Consider the following 17,526-nt stretch of genomic DNA (forward strand, 5'->3'; position numbering starts at 1 on the left):
ATTCCCGAGGCGATGCGGGTCTCCGTGCTGAACGGGATCCACGACATCGTGACCGAGGAGCGGCCGGTGCCCGAGCCGGGCGAGGGGGAGGTCCTCGTCCGGGTGCAGGCGGTCGGCACCTGCGGCTCGGACGTCCACTACTACGAGCACGGGCGGATCGGCGACTTCGTCGTCAAGAGCCCGCTCGTGCTCGGCCACGAGCCGAGCGGCGTGGTCGTCGCCCGCGGGCCCGGCGCGACCCGCCACGACGTCGGCACGCGGGTCGCGCTCGAACCGGGCGTGCCGTGCTCACGGTGCGCGCAGTGCAAACCCGGCCGGTACAACCTGTGCCCGGACATGCGTTTCTTCGGCACCCCGCCGATCGACGGCGCGTTCTGCGAGTACGTCGTGCTGCGTGAGGACTTCGCCCACCCCGTGCCCGACTCGGTCAGCGACGAGGCGGCCGGGCTGCTGGAACCGCTCTCGGTGGGCGTGTGGGCGTGCCGCAAGGCGCGGGTCCAGCCGGGCTCCCGCGTCCTGATCACCGGCGCGGGCCCGATCGGTCTCGTCGCCGCCCAGACCGCCCGCGCCTTCGGCGCCACCGAGGTCGTGGTGACCGACGTGAACCCGCACCGGCTGCGTTTCGCCCGCGAAATGCGCGCGACCGGGACCGTCGACGCTTCCCGCGAATCGCTCGCCGACAGCGGGTTCGAACCCGACGTGCTGCTCGAGTGCTCGGGCGTGCCCTCGGCGGCGAGCGAGGCGATCCGCCGGGTCGGCCGCGCCGGGCGCGTGGTGCTCGTCGGCATGGGCGGGGACGAGATCCCGTTGCCCCTGGCGCACGTGCAGGGCTTCGAGATCGAGGTCACCGCCACGTTCCGCTACGCCAACACCTGGCCGACGGCGATCGACCTGGCCGCGGGCGGCGAGGTCGACCTCGACCGGCTCGTCACCCACCGGTTCGGGCTCGACGAGGTGGAGCAGGCGCTCACGATCGGCGCGCGCGACGACACCGTCGTCAAGGCCGTGGTCCTGCCGCAGGTCGCCACGCATGGGTAGAGCCCGCCCCTCCGACGCGGCCGTCGAACAGCGGCGGCAGGAGATCCTGCGCACCGTGATCGAGCTGGGTGAGGTGCGGATCGACGACCTCACCGGCCGCTTCGGCGTCAGCCTGATGACCATGCACCGCGACCTCGACGACCTGGCCGACCGGCGGTTGCTGCGCAAGCTCCGCGGCCGGGTCGCGGCCTACCCCGCGCTCACCATGGAGACGGCGAAACGTTTTCGCGAGGGCCTGCACCTGGCCGAGAAGGAGGCGCTGTGCGCCGCCGCGGCCGGTGAGGTCACGAACGGGCAGACCGTGTTCCTCGACGACTCGACGACCCTGTTCCCGCTGGCCCGGCTGCTACGGCGGCGCGAACACCTCGCGGTGGTGACCAACTCGCTCGAAATCGCGCGGATCGTGGGCGAGGAGCCGGGCAGCAACGAGGTGATCCTGCTCGGCGGGCGGTACACGGAGTTCGACTCGTGCATCGGCCCCGACGTGCTCGCCGGGCTCGGCCGGATCCGCGCCGACATCGGGTTCGTCTCCGCCACCGCGGTGGCGGGCGGCAGGCTCTACCACCCGGTGCGCGACTACGCCGACCTCAAACGGGCCGCCCTCGCCGCCGCCAACCGGAACGTTCTGCTGGCGGATCGCTCCAAGTTCGGCAAGACCGCGACCTACGCCCACGGCGACGTGGGCGACTACGACCTGGTGTTCGCCGACGCGGGCGCACCCGCGGAGGAAATCGACGTGATCCGGACATTCGACACCCGGGTCGAGCTCGTAGGAAGCTCTGGAACATGAACAGTGAGAAGGACGTACTCGTAGCCGGGATCGACTCGTCCACCCAGTCGACGAAGGTGATGGTCTGCGACGCCCGCACGGGCCGGGTGGTGCGCAGCGGGCGCGCCGAGCACCCCGACACCACCGAGGTGGACCCGGCGAAGTGGTGGTCCGCGTTCCAGGAGGCCACCGACGGGCTCCTGGACGGCGTCGCCGCCATCGGCGTGGCAGGCCAGCAGCACGGCATGGTGACCCTCGACGACAACGGCGACGTCGTGCGGCCGGCGCTGCTGTGGAACGACACCCGCTCCGCGAAGGCCGCCGCCGACCTCACCGCGGAGCTGGGCGGGCCGAAGGCGTGGGCCGAGGCCGTCGGCTCGGTGCCGGTGGCGAGCTTCACCGTCACCAAGCTGCGCTGGATGGCCGAGCACGAGCCCGAACTCGCCGACCGCGTCGCCCGCGTCCTGCTGCCACACGACTGGCTGACCTGGCGCCTCACCGGCGGCGATCCGGTGACCGACCGTGGCGACGCGTCCGGGACCGGGTACTTTTCGCCCGCAGAACGCTCCTACCGGCCGGACATCCTCACCCGGGCGTTCGGCGGTCGTCACCCGGAGTTGCCGACCGTGCTGGACCCCGCCGCGGCCGCGGGCCACACGCCGGACGGCACGCTCGTCTCGGCGGGCACCGGCGACAACATGGCCGCCGCGCTCGCGCTCGAGATCGGTGACGGCGACGTCGTGGTCTCGCTCGGCACCAGCGGCACCGTGTTCGGCGTCTCCGGGACCGCGCCCGCCGACGCCACCGGCACGGTCGCCGGGTTCGCCGACGCCACCGGGCGGTTCCTGCCGCTGGCGTGCACGCTCAACGCCGCCCGCGTGCTCACCGCCACCGCCGGGATGCTCAACGTCGAACTCGCCGAGCTCGACCGGCTCGCGCTCGCCGCGAGCCCCGGCGCGGGCGGCCTCACCCTGCTGCCCTACCTCGACGGCGAGCGCACGCCGAACCTGCCCGAGGCGGCGGGCTCGCTGTTCGGCCTGCGCCGGACCAACATGACGCCGGAGAACCTCGCCAGGGCCGCCGTCGAGGGCATGCTCTGCGGGCTCGCCGCCGGGCTGGACGCCGTGCGCGAGCACGGCATCAACGTGCGGCGCGTACTCCTCATCGGCGGCGCCGCCCAGTCGGAGAGCGTGCGCGCGGTCGCGCCGATCGTGTTCGGCGTCCCCGTCGTCGTGCCCGAGCCCGCCGAGCACGTCGCGATCGGCGCCGCCCGGCAGGCCGCGTGGGCCCTCGCGGGCACCCCCGAGCCGCCCGCGTGGCAGGGCAACACCGCACTCCGCCTGGACGAACCGTCGGCCGAGGGCGCCGAGGAGGGCGCGCGGGTCCGGCAGCGGCACGCCGAGGCGCGGCGACAGGTGCACGACGTGTGAGCCAGGCGTGTTCCGCGCCACCAGCGGCGGACCTCGGCGCGGGCTGTGGGAAAATCGGCGTCGACATGAGCGTTGATCAGCCAGCCCGCGCCGAGGTTGTGATCGACCTGGGGGCGATCCGGCACAACCTCGGTCTCCTCGCCGCGCGCGCGGCCCGCTCCGGCGCGCAGACCATGGCCGTGGTCAAGGCCGACGGCTACGGCCACGGTGCCGCGCGCGTCGCGGCCGCCGCCGTCGACGCCGGGGCGAGCTGGCTGGGCGCGTGTTCCTCGGCCGAGGCGCTCGACCTGCGCCGGGCCGGGATCACCGCCCGGCTGTTCTCCTGGCTGGACACCCCGGACGTCGACTTCGCGCCCGCCATCGCCGAGGACGTCGACCTCTCCGCCAGCTCGGCCGGCGAGCTCGCGCGGATCGCCGACGCCGCCCGCAGGGCCGGGCGCCGGGCCCGGGTCCACCTCAAGATCGACACCGGGCTGTCCCGCAACGGCTGCCCGCCCTACGCCTGGCCGGAGCTGGTGCACCGCGCCGCCGCCGAACCCGGCGTCGAGGTGGTGGCCGTGTGGTCGCACCTGGCCTGCGCCGACGAGCCGGGGCACCCCTCGATCGACGAGCAGGCGCGCCGGTTCGCCGACGCTCACGCCGTCGCCAGGGCGGCCGGGCTCGACCCCCTGCGGCACCTCGCCAACTCGGCGGCGACGCTGACCCGGCCCGACCTGCACTTCGACCTCGTACGCCCGGGCATCGCCATGTACGGCCTCAATCCCGTGCCGCAGCGGGAGGACCTGCGGCCTGCCATGACGCTGCGGTCCAGCGTGGTGCTCACCAAACGGATCGACGCGGGCGAGTCCGTCTCCTATGGACACACCTGGACCGCCGAGCGCGACACCACGCTGGCGCTGGTGCCGGTGGGCTACGCCGACGGCGTGCCCCGCACGCTGTCCGGCCGGATGAGCGTGTGGCTCGGCGGCAAGCGCAGGCCCGTGGCCGGGCGGGTGTGCATGGACCAGCTCGCCGTCGACTGCGGCGACGACGAGCCCGCCGTCGGCTCCGAGGTGGTGCTGTTCGGGCCCGGCACGCGCGGTGAGCCCACCGCCCGCGAGTGGGCCGACACGCTCGGCACCATCGACTACGAGATCGTCACCGGCATGTACCGGCCCCGGGTCCGCCGCCGGTACGTCGGTGAGGGCGAGCGGTGAGCCCTTCGGCCCGCGTGCTGGGCCTGGTGGGCGGCCTCGGCGCCGTGCTGACGGGGACGGCGGCGACGGTCGCGGCCGTGGCCACCCGGCAGCGCCGCGGCGCGGACGACCCGCTGCGCGACGAACCGCTCGGCCGGCTCGAACCCGACCGCGCTTCGACGGTCGCCGCCGACGACGGCACCCCGCTGTGGGTGGAGGAGATCGACCCCGCCGACGGCGGGAAGCCGGTGCTCACCGTCGTCGGCGTGCACGGCTTCGCGCTGTCCCGCCACTGCTGGCATTTCCAGCGGCGCGACCTGGCCACCCTGCGGCTGCCGCGCGTGCGGCAGGTGTACTACGACCATCGCGGGCACGGCTCCTCGGGCGCCGCCGGACCCGGGAACAGCACCATCGAGCAGCTCGCGCTCGACCTCGACGCCGTGCTGCGGGCCGTCGCCCCGGACGGGCCGGTCGTGCTGCTCGGTCACTCCATGGGCGGCATGGTGATCATGGAACTGGCGCAGCGGCGCCCCGAGGTGTTCGCCGAGCAGGTGCGCGGGGTCGCGCTCATCGCCACCGCCGCGGGCGAGGTGGGCGCGCGTGGCCTGCCCCGGTCGCTGCTGTCGAAGTACAACCCGCTCACGCGCGGCGTGGGTGAGCTCGCGGGCTGGCAGCCCGGCCTGGTCGAGTTCGTCCGCGCGGCAGGCGGGCAGCTCACCCGGGAGGCCGTGCGCAGGCTCGCGTTCGGCTCCCGCGACGTCAGCCCCCGGCTGGTGGACTTCATGCAGGAGATGCTCGCGGTCACGCCGGTGCGCCAGCTCGTGGACTTCGTCGACACCCTCGGCAGCCACAACCGCTACGCCGCACTCGCCGGGCTCAAGCACGCGCACGTCCTGGTGGTCGGCGCGGACGCCGACCGGTTCACGCCGTTCTCGCACGCCGAGCGGATGGCCGCCGAGCTGCCGGACGCGGAGCTGGTGCGGGTGCGCGGCGCGGGGCACCTGGTGCAGCTGGAACAACCCGAGCTGGTGAACAGCCATATCATCGATCTCGTACAGGCCTGCTCCGGTGTGGATGGCAGGCGATCCGCACGGCGAACCTGGTGGTGGCGCAGATGAGCATCGAACTGCCGACGGCCGACGAGACCGTCCGGTTCGGACAGTCACTCGGTCGGGTACTGCGCGCGGGCGATCTCGTGCTGCTCGCGGGGCCGCTCGGGGCGGGCAAGACCACGATGACCCGCGGCATCGCGGAGGGCATGGGGGTGTCCGGGCGGGTCAGCTCGCCGACGTTCGTGCTCGCCCGCGTCCACCCGGCCGGACCGGACGGGGTGCCGCTCGTGCACGTGGACGCCTACCGGCTCGGGGGCGACCTCGGCCAGCTCGACGACCTCGACCTGGACACCGAGCTGGAGGACGCGGCCGTGGTGGTCGAGTGGGGCGAGGGGGTGGCCGAACGGCTCTCCGCCGACCACCTGGTGGTGCGGATGGACCGGCGGCCCGACGACGTGCGCGTGGTCGACCTGGAGCCGCACGGCACCTGGACCGAGCGCGCACCCCTCGTGAGTGACCAACGTGGTTAGAACCACGCGCAGCACTCACGAGCCGGCCGCGGTCAGGGTCCCACGATGCCCCGTGCGACGCTCAGCTCCACGAGGTCGGCGGGGCGCAGCCGCAGCGCGTTCGCCGTGGCCGGCACGTCGGCGGCAGCCCGTTTGAGGATCGAGGCCGCCGCCTCCGGTGACGTCACGGAGAAGTAGCTGTCCGGGGTGACCCAGGTGCGGTCCGGGGCCGCGAACGCGAGCGCGCCGCCGGAGCCGCCCTCGCCGACGACCAGCGTGGTGACCGGCACGCTCGCCGAGGCGACGGCCCCGAACAGCTCCGCGATGGCCGGTCCGGCCCCCGCGCGCTCGGCGGCACCGTCGTTGGCCGCGCCCGGCGTGTCCACGAGCGTCAGCACGGGGATGCCGAGCCGGTCGGCCAGCCGCACCAGCCGCGCCGCCGTGCGGAACCCGGCGGGCAGCGTCGGCGTGCCGCACTGCGCGGCGTAGGCCACCGCCCGGCCGTCCCGCCAGCCGAATCCGCAGCGCACACCGGGGTCCACGCCGCCGCACCGGTCGCCGCCGAGGTCCTCCCGCCAGTCGAAGTGGGCGTCGAGGTAGGCGTCGGCGCGGGGGCGCTCCGGCGCCCGCGCCCGCCGCACGGCCGCCCAGCCGTCGGCGGGTGGTTCCGCGGCGCCGAGCGCGCGGGGCGGGTCGGCGGCGGCCGCCGACCGGCAGGTGAGCAGCAGCAGCCATCGCTCCAGCCGGGCCGGCAGGGCGGCCCGGTCGACGAGCTGGTCGACGTGCCCGTGCTCGTGCTGGCTCTCCGCCGTGTAGGCATGGTCGTCGCCGGGCGGCCGGACGCGGGAACCGGCGAAACCGACCTGCGCGCCGGGCAGGGCCAGCGTCACGTCGGCGCCCGCGCCGAGGGTCGCCCAGCCGCCGCCGGTTGCCGGGTCGCGCAGCACCGCGACCTGCGGCAACCCGGCCGCCCGGTGCAGCGCGGACTGCCGGGCGAGCCGGTGCAGCTGCGTCAGCGCCCGCATGCCCTCCTGCATCCGGCTGCCGCCGGTCGCGACGAGCGACACCACGGGAAGGCCCAGCTCGCGCGCTCTGGTGAACGCGGCCTGCACCCGCAGCCCGGTGCGCTCGCCGATGGAGCCGCCGAGGAAACCGAACTCGAACGCCACGAGCACCGCTTCGGCCCGGCCGATCTTGCCGACGCCGCACACCACGGACTCGGCCTCACCGGTCCGCTCGGCGGCGCGGGATCGCGCGTCGTCGTAACCGGGCCAGCCGATCGGGCCGTCCACAGTGGTCTGTCCGGGATCGGTGAACGGGAGCTCGGCGAACTCGGCGGCGACGTCCGCGAGCACCGCCCTGGCTCCCTCAGCCATGCAGGGCCCGCTTCATCACCTTGCCCATGTCGTTGCGTGGCAACGAGTCCACGAACCGGACCACGCGGGGCCGCTTGTGCGGGGACAGCAGCCGCGCGACGTGGTCGATGAGGTCCCGCTCGGCGGGCGCCTCACCCTCGGCGACCACCCAGGCGACGATGCGCTCGCCGAGGTCCTCGTCCGGTTCCCCGGTGACGGCCGCCTCCGCGACCCCGGCGTGCTCCAGCAGGGCGTTCTCGATCTCGCCCGCGCCGATCTTGTAGCCGCCGCTTTTGATGAGGTCGGTGGCCTTCCGGCCGACGATGCGCAGGTAGCCGTCGGCGTCGCGGGTCGCCATGTCCCCCGTGCGGAACCAGCTGCCGTCGAACGCCTCGGCGGTGGCGTCGGGCCGGTTGAGGTACCCGGTGAACAGGTTCGGGCCGCGGACCTGGATCTCGCCGACCGTCTCGCCGTCGCTGGTCTCGAGCACGGCGCCCGACTCGTCGACCAGCCGCAGCTCCACCCCCGGCAGCGGGACGCCGACCGTGCCCGGCCTGCGCGGCCCTCCGGCGCGGACGCTGGTGTTCATCAGCGTCTCGGTCATGCCGTAGCGCTCCACCACCTGCTGCCCGGTCGCGGCGGTGATCAGCTGGTGGTCGTGCACGGGCAGCGCCGCCGACCCGGACACGAGCAGCCGCGCGTTCCGCAGCGCCCTGGCCAGCTCCGCGCTGTCGTTCACCTCGGCGGCGATCCGGTGGTACATGGTGGGCACCCCGAACAACATGGTGGCCTCGGCGCCGAGTGCCCTGGCGACCGCGTCGGTGGAGAACCGGCCGAGGTGGCGAACGGTGCCGCCGCGGCGGAGCGGGCCGAGGATGCCGAGGATGAGCCCGTGCACGTGGAACAGCGGCAGCGCGTGCACCAGCACGTCGTCGGCCGTCCACTGCCAGGCGTCCTCGAGCGCGTCGAGCGTGCTGGCGATGGCGCGGCGGGGCAGCACCGCCCCCTTGGGCGGGCCGGTGGTACCCGAGGTGTAGACGATCAGCGCCGGCGCCTCGTCCTCCGGCTCGGGTGGCAGCTCGCCGTCGGTGCCGGTGAGCCGCACCTCGTGCCGGGGGAGCGCGGCGAGCCGTGCGGGCAGCCGCGCGCCCGGCCCGGTGAGGACGAGCGCGGGCTCGCTGTCAGCGACGATGTGTTCGAGCTCCCGCTCGCCGATCTTCGGGTTGATCGGGACGGCGGGCACACCGGCCAGCAGGGCGGCGACGACGGCGACCGCGGTCTCGATGCCGGGCGTCGCCCACACGGCCACCCGCACCGGTCCCGCATCGGGCAGCGCGCGCAGCTCACGGGCCAGTGCGCCGGCCACGCGGGCGAGCTCGGCGTAGTCCAGCGTGCGGTCGCCGAAACGCAGCGCGGGCTTGCGGGACGCCGTGTGCAGCGCCGGGAACAGGACGGTCACCCGGTCTCCTTCTCCTCGTGTCGAACCAACTGCCGTGTCATGGCGTGCCCGCCGTCAGCCGAACCCGGGCACCAGGAGCACGAGCCACACCGCGGCGGGTGCCGCCGCGACAATGATGCCTCCGTACACCATGAGCTGCCGGAAGAACCGGTCGCGGTCCACGTCCTGCGCGCTGGCGAGCACGAGCGCGCCGTTGGTGGAGAACGGGCTGACGTCGACCACAGTGGACGAGACGGCGAGTGCGGCGATCATGGTGACCGGCCCGACGGTGCCTTCGAGCAGGAACGGGACCGCCAGCGGGATGAGCGCGCCCATGATGCCCACCGAGGACGCGAAGGCGGACACGATCGCACCGATGTAGCAGATCAGCAGCGCGGCGACGAGGGGGACGCCGACCTCGGAGACGGCGTCGCCCGCGTAGTCGATCGTGCCCAGTTCCTGCAGCACGCCGACGTAGGTGAGCATGCCGCAGATGAGCAGCACGGTCGGCCAGGTGACGTGCGTGACGGCCTGCCTGCTGGTCTCCGGCCACGCGATGCTGAGCAGCACGGCGAGCGTGATCGCGGTGAGGCCGACGTCGAGGTCGAACACCAGCGCGCCGACGACGAGCGCGGCGAGGCTCACCAGGGTCGCGATGCGGGGAGCGGTGAGGCCGGAGGTGTCCTCGCCGTGGCCGGTGGTGGTGTCCGTGCCCACGCCACCGGTGGCACCCGTGGCGCTCGTGTCCCCGCCCGCCGGGGTGGTGGTGCCGGAGCCGCCGACGGTGGCGAGTTCGCGGGTGGCGGTGGCGGTCGAGGCGAGTTTCAGGCCGCCGCAGACGACGAACACGATCGCGGCGATGACGAGGTTGACCACGACGCTGGCGAGGAACAGCACGATCTCGTTGCCGGGCAGGCCTTCGCGGGCCACGATCCCGTTGACGATCGTGCCGTAGATGCTGATCGGGGAGAACCCGCCCGCCTGCGCGCCGTGCACGACCATCGCGCCCATCAGCAGCGGGCTGATCCGGTAGCGGGACGCGAAGCCCAGCGCGATGGGCGCGACGATGGCCACGGCGGCCGGGCTCACGGCGCCGATCGCGGTGAGCGTGCCGCTGATCACGAACATCACCCACGGGATGAGGGCCAGCCTGCCGCCGACCACGCGGATGGCGGCGTGGACGAGCCAGTCGGTCGTGCCGTTCGCCCTGGCGATCGCGAACAGGTAGGTCACGCCGACCAGCACGACGAACAGGTCGCCGGGAAAGCCCGCGAAGATGCCGTCGGCGTCCATGCCTCCGGCGAGTGTGCCGACGCCGAACGCGGCCGCGAAGGCGAGCGCCCCCATGTTGATGGATCTGGTCGTGGCGATCACGAAGATCACGACGAGGACGAGGATCGAGACGAGTTCGGCGGACATGCGGTGCTCCCGTCGTTGGGGTCGCTGTCGTGGACCAGGTGCCAAGTGGCCGAGTGGCTGAACCACTTTGCGCCGCGGCCGACCCGAGTGTCAATACTGAAGTGGCCAAGTGGCTCATCCACTCTGCCGCGACTGTTAGGCTGCGGAACGCAGGTGAGCGACGAGTCGAGGGGACTGGCGGTGTCCGAACTGCCCGAAGCGCCCGATGCTTTGCGGCCGATGGCGCGGCAGCGGCTCTACGAGCAGGTGCTGGAGCGGCTGCGCGAGTACGTCGCCACCGCGGGGCTGCGCGCGGGGGACAAGCTGCCCGCCGAGCGGGAGCTGGCCCAGCGGCTCGGGGTGAGCCGGGCGTCGGTCAAGCAGGCGATCGTGGTGCTCGAGGTGCAGGGCGCGGTCGAGGCGCGGCACGGCGGCGGCACCTACCTCGTGCGGGACGGCCTCGAGGTGGAGCCGGTGGACGCGCTCGTCGAGCGGCGGCGCAGGCTGCCCGACGTGCTGGAGGCGCGGGAGGCGCTGGAGACGAAGCTGGCCGAGCTCGCCGCCGAGAGGCGGACCGGGGAGGATCTCGACGCGCTGGAGGCGGCGCTCGACCACATGCGGGAGGAGATCGCCGCGGGCGGGCGGGGGGTGGAGGGTGACCGCCGGTTCCACGCAGCCGTGACGGCGGCGGCCCACAGCGCGCTGCTGGCCGAGTTCATGCGCTCGATCGCCGACCAGATCACCGAGAGCCGCACCGAGTCGCTGCGGCAGCCGGGACGGCCGAACCGGTCGCTGAGCCAGCACCAGAGCATCTTCGACGCGATCAGCCGTGGCGACCCCCGGCGCGCGGCGGCGGCGATGCGCCGTCACCTGCGCACCGTCGCCAAGGTCCGGCTGCTCAGCTGGAACCCCGACGACGAGCCAGCCTGACTCCGGCCCGGCCGCATTCTGCCCGCAGAAGTCGCCCGGCCGGTCGCGTTCTGCCCGCAGAAGTCGCCCGGCGGGGCGCGTTTCGCGGGCAGAACGCGGTCGCCCGGCGGACCGCGGCGCCCGGGTAGCTCGATCGGCCGGAACGGCTGGTCGTACGCTCGAAGGGTGCTAGTCCTCGCCATCGACACCGCGACCCCGGCCGTCACCGCGGGCGTCGTCGCCGTGGAACCGGAGCGGGTCGAGGTGCTCGCCGAGCGCGTCACCCTCGACGCCCGCGCCCACGGCGAGTTGCTCACCCCGCACGTGCTGGAGGCGGTGGGCGGCGCCGGTGCCGCACTGACCGGCCTCGGCGCCATCGTCTGCGGTGTCGGGCCGGGGCCCTACACCGGGCTGCGGGCGGGCATGGTCACCGCCGCCGCGCTCGGGGACGGTCTCGGCATCCCGGTGTATCCCGTGTGCAGCCTCGACGCGATCGCGGCCGGGGTCACCGTGGACGAGCCCTTCCTCGTCGTCACCGACGCCCGCCGCCGCGAGGTGTACTGGGCCGCCTACGCCGCGGACGGCACCCGCACCGACGGCCCCCACGTCAGTGTCCCCGCCGAGCTGGACTCTCCCCTGCGGGCCGTGGCGGGGCACGGTGCCCGGCAGCACGCCGCCGTCCTCGGCAGGCGGCTCCTCGACCACGACCACCCCACCCCGCACGGCCTCGCCACCGCCGCGCGCGACGCCGTGCTGTCCGGGGCGGAACCCGAGCCGCTCACCCCGCTCTACCTGCGCCGGCCCGACGCCGCCGAGCCGGGCGCGCGGAAACGGGTGACCGTGTCGTGAGACTGGAACCGCTGCGCCGCGAGCACATCCGCCGCTGCGTCGAGATCGAGCGCATCCTCTTCCCCGGGGACAGCCCGTGGCCCGCGGGCGCCTTCCACGCCGAACTGGACGCGGGCGGCTACTACCTCGTCGCGCTCACCGACGACGAGCAGGTGGCCGGGTACGCCGGGCTCGCCATCGCCGGGGTGCCCGGCGACTGGGAGACGAGCGTGCACACGATCGGCGTCGACCCCGCCTACCAGGGCCGCGGCATCGGCACCGCGCTGCTGCGGGCGGTGCTGGACCGCGCCGACGAGCTCCGCGCACCCGTGTTCCTCGAGGTGCGCACCGACAACGACAACGCGATCAGGCTGTACGAGCGGCACGGCTTCACCCGCGTCGGCGTGCGCAGGCGGTACTACCAGCCTTCCGGCGCCGACGCGTACACCATGAAGCGGCAGGCCCGCGCGGCGCAGGAGGTGGCCGGCTGATGTCCCGGATCATCATGGGGATCGAGAGCTCCTGCGACGAGACCGGCGTCGGCCTCGTCCGGCTCGCGGCCAACGGCACCGTGGAGCTGCTGGCCGACGAGGTGGCCTCCAGCGTGGACCAGCACGCCCGGTTCGGCGGGGTGGTCCCCGAGGTGGCCAGCAGGGCGCACCTGGAGGCGATGGTGCCCACCGTGCGGCGGGCGTTCGCCACGGCGGGGCTGTCGATGTCCGCCGTGGACGCCGTCGCGGTCACGGCCGGGCCGGGGCTGGCCGGTGCGCTGCTGGTCGGCGTGTCCGCGGCCAAGGCCTACGCCGCCGCGCTGGACGTGCCGCTCTACGGCGTGAACCACCTCGCCGGGCACATCGCCGTCGACACCCTGCAGCACGGCCCGCTGCCGGAACCCTGCCTCGCCCTGCTCGTCTCCGGCGGCCACACCCAGCTGCTCCGCGTCGACGACATCGCGGGCAAGATCACCGAGATCGGGTCCACAGTGGACGACGCGGCGGGCGAGGCGTACGACAAGGTGGCGCGTCTGCTCGACCTGCCGTACCCGGGTGGCCCGCCCATCGACAAGGCGGCGCGCGAGGGCGACCCGAACGCGATCGCGTTCCCGCGCGGCATGACCGGCCCCCGCGACGCGAAGTTCGACTTCTCCTTCTCCGGGCTCAAGACCGCGGTCGCCCGCTGGGTCGAGGCCGCGCAGGCGCGCGGGGAGGAGGTGCCGGTGCCCGACGTGGCGGCGTCGTTCCAGGAGGCGGTGGCCGACGTGCTCACCGCGAAGGCCGTCCGCGCGGCGACCGAGTCCGGCATCGGCACGCTGGTGATCTCCGGCGGGGTCGCCGCCAACTCGCGGCTGTCCGGGCTCGCGGCCGACCGCTGCGCCGAGGCGGGCATCGAGCTGCGCGTGCCCCGGCCCCGGTTGTGCACGGACAACGGCGCGATGATCGCGGCGCTCGGCGCGCACGTCGTCGCGGCGGGCTGCGCGCCGAGTCCGCTGCACCTGTCCGCCAACCCCGCGCTGCCGGTCAGCACGGTCACCGTGTCGTGAGTGGGAAACGTCGTTCTCACGACGTTTCCCACGCACGACCCCGTCAGCGCGGCTGGACCTCGGTGAGACCCCGGTGGCGGTCGGCGATCACGAACGACGCCCGGGTGCGGGCCGGGGCCCCCGGCTCGGTCACCCGGTCCACCACCCGGAAGTCCGCGCGCAGCTCGTCCCGGGTGATCCGGGTGCGCACGTACCCGCGCAGCGCGTTGCGGAACTTGATGTGCGGGTTGCGGTGCAGGTTCGGGTCGTCGGCCGGATCGGAGTCCTGGCCGTTGCCGCCCGAGGTGATGGAGCTGGTGACCAGCTCGGCGCCGATCACCGGGCTGTCCGGGTCGGCGTAGTCGGCCTTCAGCTCGTTGGCCCAGTGGGTGTGCACGTCCCCGGTGAGCACGACGGGGTTGCGCACCCCGGCCTCGACCCAGCCCGCGGAGATCCGCTCCTGCGAACCCTGGTACCCGTCCCAGGCGTCCATGCTGTTGGCGCCGGACGCGCTCACCCGCCTGGCGAAGAACACCTGCTGCCCGAGCACGTCCCAGCGGGCACGCGAGCGGCGGAACTGGTCCAGCAGCCACGCCTCCTGCTCCGCGCCGGTGATCGTGCGCGCCGGGTCGGCGGCGTCCTCGCACACCTTCCAGCCGTCCCCGCAGGCCTGGTCGTCGCGGTACTGGCGGGTGTCGAGCATGTGGAAGTTCACCAGCGACCCCCACGACACCGTGCGGTACAGCCGGATGTGCGCACCGCGCGGCTTGCTGCGGCGACGCAGCGGCATGTTCTCGTAGTAGGCCTGAAACGCGTCGGCGCGGCGCTGGAGGAAGTCCGGCTGCGGGATCTCCGGCTTCTCGTGGACGTCGCCGGCCCAGTTGTTGTCCACCTCGTGGTCGTCGGGCACCACGAGCCACGGCGCGACGGCGTGCGCGGCCTGCAGGTCGGTGTCGGCGCGGTACTGGGCGTAGCGCTGCCGGTAGTGGGCCAGCGTCTCGGTCTCCGGTCCGGCGTGGTCCCGCACGTTGCCGTCCGGCGAGACGTAGACCTGCGGCTTGTACTCGTACATGTAGTCGCCCAGGTGCAGCACCACGTCGGGTTCGTCGGCCGCGAGATGGCGGTAGTTGGTGAAGTAGCCGTGCTCGTACTGCGAGCAGGAGGCGAAGCTCATCGCGACCCCGGAGCCGAGGACGCCGAGCAGCGGCGTGGTGCGGGTGCGGCCCGTCGGCGAGACGTGCCTGCCGACGCGGAAGCGGTAGAAGTACTCCCAGCCGGGCAGCAGTCCGGCCACCTCGGCGTGCACCGCGTACCCCGCCTCGGGACCGGTGCGCTCGTGGCCGCGCCGGACGATCCGGCGGAACCGCTCGTCCAGGGCCACCTCCCAGCGCACCTCGACGTGGTTGCGGCCCATCCCGCCGAGACCGTCCTCGGCCAGCGGGGACGGCGCGAGCCGGGTCCAGAGGACGACGCTGTGGTGGTCGGGCTCGCCGGAGGCGACGCCGAGCGTGAACGGGTCGCCGGGCAGCGGCCTGCCCGCGCCCTGCGCGGACGCGGTCAGTGGCAGGCCGGTGGCCATCGCGGCGGCGCCGAGCGCGGCGCCACCGACGAGGATGTGACGGCGGGAAGTGGTGAACGACGGGCTCTCACCGGATGCGGGCACGGAACGTCTCCCAACGGGTGTAGGTCAGCCGGAACCCGCACAGCTTGCAAGCCCAGGGTGGCCATTCCTTCCCGAAAGGGTGATGAGGTGGTGAACCTTTGGTGCGGTCCCGCGTGATCCCGCGCGCCGCTCCGCGGTCGCGTTTCGCGGGCGGAACGCGGTCCGGGGCGGTGGGGTATACCCTGGTTGCGCGGCTAGCACTCCGGTAGCTAGAGTGCTAATCGCACGGCACCGCACACGCCCCGGCACCCGCGACGGCGGGGTGGTAGGAGCCGTAACCAACTAGGTACCTGCCAACGCTTTCGACGACCCGTGGAGGTCAACCCGGTGAGCGTGAACATCAAGCCGCTCGAGGACAAGATCGTTGTCCAGACGAGCGAGGCCGAGGAGACGACGGCTTCCGGTCTCGTCATCCCTGACACCGCGAAGGAAAAGCCCCAGGAGGGCAAGGTCCTGGCCGTGGGCCCGGGCCGCATCGACGACAAGGGCAACCGCATCCCGCTGGATGTCAAGGAAGGCGACGTCGTCATCTACTCCAAGTACGGCGGAACCGAGGTCACGTACAACGGCGAGGAGTACCTGATCCTGTCCGCCCGTGACGTGCTGGCCGTCATCAACTGACGACGACCCGCGTATGCGTTGACGCCCCGGGTCCCGCTCAGCCGGGGACCGGGGCGTTCGCGCGCATGCAGAGAGGTTGCACTCAATGCCTAAGCAGATCCACTTCGACGAGGACGCTCGTCGCGCGCTGGAGCGCGGGGTCAACAAGCTCGCCGACGCGGTCAAGGTGACGCTGGGTCCGCGTGGGCGCCACGTCGTGCTGGACAAGAAGTTCGGCGGGCCCACCATCACCCTCGACGGCGTCACCGTCGCCAGGGAGATCGAGCTCGACGACCCGTTCGAGGACCTCGGCGCCCAGCTCGCCAAGAGCGTGGCCACCAAGACGAACGACGTGGCCGGCGACGGCACCACGACGGCGACCGTGCTGGCCCAGTGGCTGGTCAAGGCCGGCCTGCGCAACGTGGCGGCGGGCGCCAACCCGGCCGCTCTCGGCCGGGGCATCGAGGTGGCCGCCGACAAGGTGGTCGCCACCCTCAAGGAAAAGGCGACGCCGGTCAAGGGCCGGGACAACATCGCCCAGGTCGGCACCGTCACCTCGCGCGACGCCAACATCGGCGCGCTGCTCGGCGAGGCCGTGGAGAAGGTCGGCGAGGACGGCGTGATCACCGTGGAGGAGTCCTCCACGCTGGCCACCGAGCTGGACATCACCGAGGGTGTGCAGTTCGACAAGGGCTTCATCTCGGCCCACTTCGCCACCAACGCGGAGGAGCAGCGGGCGATCCTCGACGACGCCTACGTGCTGCTGCACCGGGAGAAGATCTCGGCGCTGCACGACCTGCTGCCGCTGCTGGAGAAGGTCGTCGAGACCAAGAAGCCGCTGCTGATCATCGCCGAGGACGTCGAGGGCGAGGCACTGTCCACCCTGGTCGTCAACTCGCTGCGCAAGACGATCAGCGTGGTCGCCGTCAAGGCCCCGTTCTTCGGTGACCGGCGCAAGGCCTTCCTGGACGACCTGGCCGTCGTCACCGGCGCCGAGGTCATCGCCGCCGAGGTCGGCCGGAAGCTGTCCGAGTCCGGGCTCGAGGTGCTGGGCCGCGCCCGGCGCATCGAGGTCACCAAGGACACCACGACGATCGTCGACGGCGCGGGCACCAAGGCCGACGTCGACGCGCGCATCGCCCAGATCCGCAAGGAGATCGAGACCACCGACTCCGACTGGGACCGGGAGAAGCTGCAGGAGCGGCTGGCCAAGCTCGGCGGCGGCGTCGCGGTCATCAGGGTCGGCGCGGCCACCGAGACGGAGCTCAACGAGCGCAAGCACCGCATCGAGGACGCCGTGGCCTCCACCAAGGCGGCCGTCGAGGAGGGCATCGTGCCCGGCGGCGGTTCGGCGCTCGTGCACGCCGCCAAGGAGCTCGAGGACGGCCTCGGCCTCGACGGTGACGAGGCGGTCGGCGTGAAGATCGTCCGCGAGGCCCTGCGGGCCCCGCTGTTCTGGATCGCCAGCAACGCCGGCCACGAGGGCGCGATCACCGTGTCCAAGGTGGCCGAGCAGAGCTGGGGGCACGGCTTCAACGCCGCCACCGGCGAGGTCACCGACCTGCTCGGGGCCGGCATCGTCGACCCGGTGAAGGTCACCCGTTCCGCGGTCGCCAACGCGGCGTCGATCGCCCGGCTGGTGCTCACCACCGAGGGCTCGGTCGTCGAGCGGCCGGAGGAAGAGGACGAGAGTGCCGGTGGCCACGGCCACGGGCACGCGCACTGACGCTCGTCGCGCACACGAAAGGGGCGGCACTCCACGCGAGCGCCGCCCCTTTCGTCATCCGCGGCCCACCTGCCCGGAGCGCCCGGCACACCGGCGTCGCGTCCCACTCCGCCAGGG

General features: G+C 73.5%; 16 protein-coding genes. 12 read left to right on the forward strand and 4 right to left on the reverse strand.

The window, feature by feature from the left end; all coding sequences use genetic code 11:
* The 6 genes from B0I33_RS27615 to tsaE all read left to right on the forward strand — a co-directional run bounded on the left by B0I33_RS27615 (window position 1) and on the right by tsaE (window position 5,994).
* A complete protein-coding gene (locus tag B0I33_RS27615; protein WP_106182071.1) occupies window positions 1-1,038 on the forward strand; it encodes an NAD(P)-dependent alcohol dehydrogenase in 1,038 nt (345 codons plus the stop codon).
* Window positions 1,031-1,828: a DeoR/GlpR family DNA-binding transcription regulator gene (locus tag B0I33_RS27620; protein ID WP_106181988.1), complete on the forward strand. Its 798-nt coding sequence runs from the start codon at window positions 1,031-1,033 to the stop codon at window positions 1,826-1,828. Before B0I33_RS27615 ends, B0I33_RS27620 begins: the two co-directional genes overlap by 8 nt.
* Window positions 1,825-3,237, forward strand: coding sequence for a xylulokinase (gene xylB / locus B0I33_RS27625; RefSeq protein ID WP_106181990.1), 1,413 nt, complete (start codon window positions 1,825-1,827; stop codon window positions 3,235-3,237). The genes B0I33_RS27620 and xylB overlap by 4 nt, the downstream gene beginning before the upstream one ends.
* 65 nt (window positions 3,238-3,302) lie before the next feature.
* Window positions 3,303-4,433, forward strand: coding sequence for an alanine racemase (gene alr / locus B0I33_RS27630; protein ID WP_106181991.1), 1,131 nt, complete (start codon window positions 3,303-3,305; stop codon window positions 4,431-4,433).
* Window positions 4,430-5,530, forward strand: a complete 1,101-nt coding sequence (locus B0I33_RS27635) for an alpha/beta fold hydrolase (protein ID WP_181193468.1) — start codon at window positions 4,430-4,432, stop codon at window positions 5,528-5,530. The genes alr and B0I33_RS27635 overlap by 4 nt, the downstream gene beginning before the upstream one ends.
* Window positions 5,527-5,994, forward strand: coding sequence for a tRNA (adenosine(37)-N6)-threonylcarbamoyltransferase complex ATPase subunit type 1 TsaE (tsaE, locus tag B0I33_RS27640; protein ID WP_106182075.1), 468 nt, complete (start codon window positions 5,527-5,529; stop codon window positions 5,992-5,994). Before B0I33_RS27635 ends, tsaE begins: the two co-directional genes overlap by 4 nt.
* A gap of 32 nt (window positions 5,995-6,026) precedes the next feature.
* Here the strand turns inward: tsaE and B0I33_RS27645 are convergent, their stop codons facing one another.
* The 3 genes from B0I33_RS27645 to B0I33_RS27655 are packed head-to-tail and all read right to left on the reverse strand — an operon-like array spanning window position 6,027 to window position 10,185.
* Window positions 6,027-7,349: a carboxyl transferase domain-containing protein gene (locus B0I33_RS27645; RefSeq protein ID WP_106181994.1), complete on the reverse strand. Its 1,323-nt coding sequence runs from the start codon at window positions 7,347-7,349 to the stop codon at window positions 6,027-6,029.
* Window positions 7,342-8,787 carry an acyl-CoA synthetase gene (locus B0I33_RS27650; RefSeq protein ID WP_106181996.1) on the reverse strand — a complete coding sequence of 482 codons (1,446 nt, stop codon included), beginning with the start codon at window positions 8,785-8,787 and terminating at the stop codon, window positions 7,342-7,344. The genes B0I33_RS27645 and B0I33_RS27650 overlap by 8 nt, the downstream gene beginning before the upstream one ends.
* A 54-nt stretch (window positions 8,788-8,841) precedes the next feature.
* Complete coding sequence (locus tag B0I33_RS27655; protein WP_106181998.1) at window positions 8,842-10,185, reverse strand: SLC13 family permease; 1,344 nt, start codon at window positions 10,183-10,185, stop codon at window positions 8,842-8,844.
* 219 nt (window positions 10,186-10,404) lie between these two features.
* On the opposite strand from B0I33_RS27655, the gene B0I33_RS27660 reads away from it, so the two are divergent.
* The 4 genes from B0I33_RS27660 (at window position 10,405) to tsaD (ending at window position 13,441) form a co-directional block, all read left to right on the forward strand.
* Window positions 10,405-11,094 carry a FadR/GntR family transcriptional regulator gene (locus B0I33_RS27660; protein ID WP_106182077.1) on the forward strand — a complete coding sequence of 230 codons (690 nt, stop codon included), beginning with the start codon at window positions 10,405-10,407 and terminating at the stop codon, window positions 11,092-11,094.
* A 165-nt stretch (window positions 11,095-11,259) separates the two neighbouring features.
* A complete protein-coding gene (tsaB, locus tag B0I33_RS27665) occupies window positions 11,260-11,922 on the forward strand; it encodes a tRNA (adenosine(37)-N6)-threonylcarbamoyltransferase complex dimerization subunit type 1 TsaB (RefSeq protein WP_106181999.1) in 663 nt (220 codons plus the stop codon).
* On the forward strand, window positions 11,919-12,392 hold the full coding sequence (gene rimI, locus B0I33_RS27670; protein WP_106182001.1) for a ribosomal protein S18-alanine N-acetyltransferase: 474 nt from the start codon (window positions 11,919-11,921) through the stop codon (window positions 12,390-12,392). Before tsaB ends, rimI begins: the two co-directional genes overlap by 4 nt.
* Complete coding sequence (gene tsaD / locus B0I33_RS27675; protein ID WP_106182003.1) at window positions 12,392-13,441, forward strand: tRNA (adenosine(37)-N6)-threonylcarbamoyltransferase complex transferase subunit TsaD; 1,050 nt, start codon at window positions 12,392-12,394, stop codon at window positions 13,439-13,441. Before rimI ends, tsaD begins: the two co-directional genes overlap by 1 nt.
* Window positions 13,442-13,484: 43 nt before the next feature.
* Here the strand turns inward: tsaD and B0I33_RS27680 are convergent, their stop codons facing one another.
* A complete protein-coding gene (locus B0I33_RS27680) occupies window positions 13,485-15,083 on the reverse strand; it encodes an alkaline phosphatase D family protein (RefSeq protein ID WP_106182004.1) in 1,599 nt (532 codons plus the stop codon).
* Between the two features lie 327 nt (window positions 15,084-15,410).
* Between B0I33_RS27680 and groES the strand changes: the two genes are divergently transcribed.
* Window positions 15,411-15,704 carry a co-chaperone GroES gene (gene groES / locus B0I33_RS27685; RefSeq protein WP_106182079.1) on the forward strand — a complete coding sequence of 98 codons (294 nt, stop codon included), beginning with the start codon at window positions 15,411-15,413 and terminating at the stop codon, window positions 15,702-15,704.
* An 85-nt stretch (window positions 15,705-15,789) separates the two neighbouring features.
* On the forward strand, window positions 15,790-17,409 hold the full coding sequence (gene groL, locus B0I33_RS27690; RefSeq protein ID WP_106182006.1) for a chaperonin GroEL: 1,620 nt from the start codon (window positions 15,790-15,792) through the stop codon (window positions 17,407-17,409).
* The last annotated feature ends 117 nt before the right edge of the window (window positions 17,410-17,526 follow it).

This window comes from Prauserella shujinwangii, assembly GCF_003001955.1.
In the GTDB taxonomy this organism is placed as follows: domain Bacteria; phylum Actinomycetota; class Actinomycetes; order Mycobacteriales; family Pseudonocardiaceae; genus Qaidamihabitans; species Qaidamihabitans shujinwangii.

Coding starts and splice junctions, on each gene's coding strand:
- B0I33_RS27620 (WP_106181988.1), top strand. CDS start 1,031: ATGGGTAGAGCCCGCCCCTCCGACGCGGCCGTCGAACAGCGGCGGCAG.
- xylB (WP_106181990.1), top strand. CDS start 1,825: ATGAACAGTGAGAAGGACGTACTCGTAGCCGGGATCGACTCGTCCACC.
- alr (WP_106181991.1), top strand. CDS start 3,303: ATGAGCGTTGATCAGCCAGCCCGCGCCGAGGTTGTGATCGACCTGGGG.
- tsaE (WP_106182075.1), top strand. CDS start 5,527: ATGAGCATCGAACTGCCGACGGCCGACGAGACCGTCCGGTTCGGACAG.
- B0I33_RS27645 (WP_106181994.1), bottom strand. CDS start 7,349: ATGGCTGAGGGAGCCAGGGCGGTGCTCGCGGACGTCGCCGCCGAGTTC.
- B0I33_RS27655 (WP_106181998.1), bottom strand. CDS start 10,185: ATGTCCGCCGAACTCGTCTCGATCCTCGTCCTCGTCGTGATCTTCGTG.
- B0I33_RS27660 (WP_106182077.1), top strand. CDS start 10,405: ATGGCGCGGCAGCGGCTCTACGAGCAGGTGCTGGAGCGGCTGCGCGAG.
- tsaD (WP_106182003.1), top strand. CDS start 12,392: ATGTCCCGGATCATCATGGGGATCGAGAGCTCCTGCGACGAGACCGGC.
- groL (WP_106182006.1), top strand. CDS start 15,790: ATGCCTAAGCAGATCCACTTCGACGAGGACGCTCGTCGCGCGCTGGAG.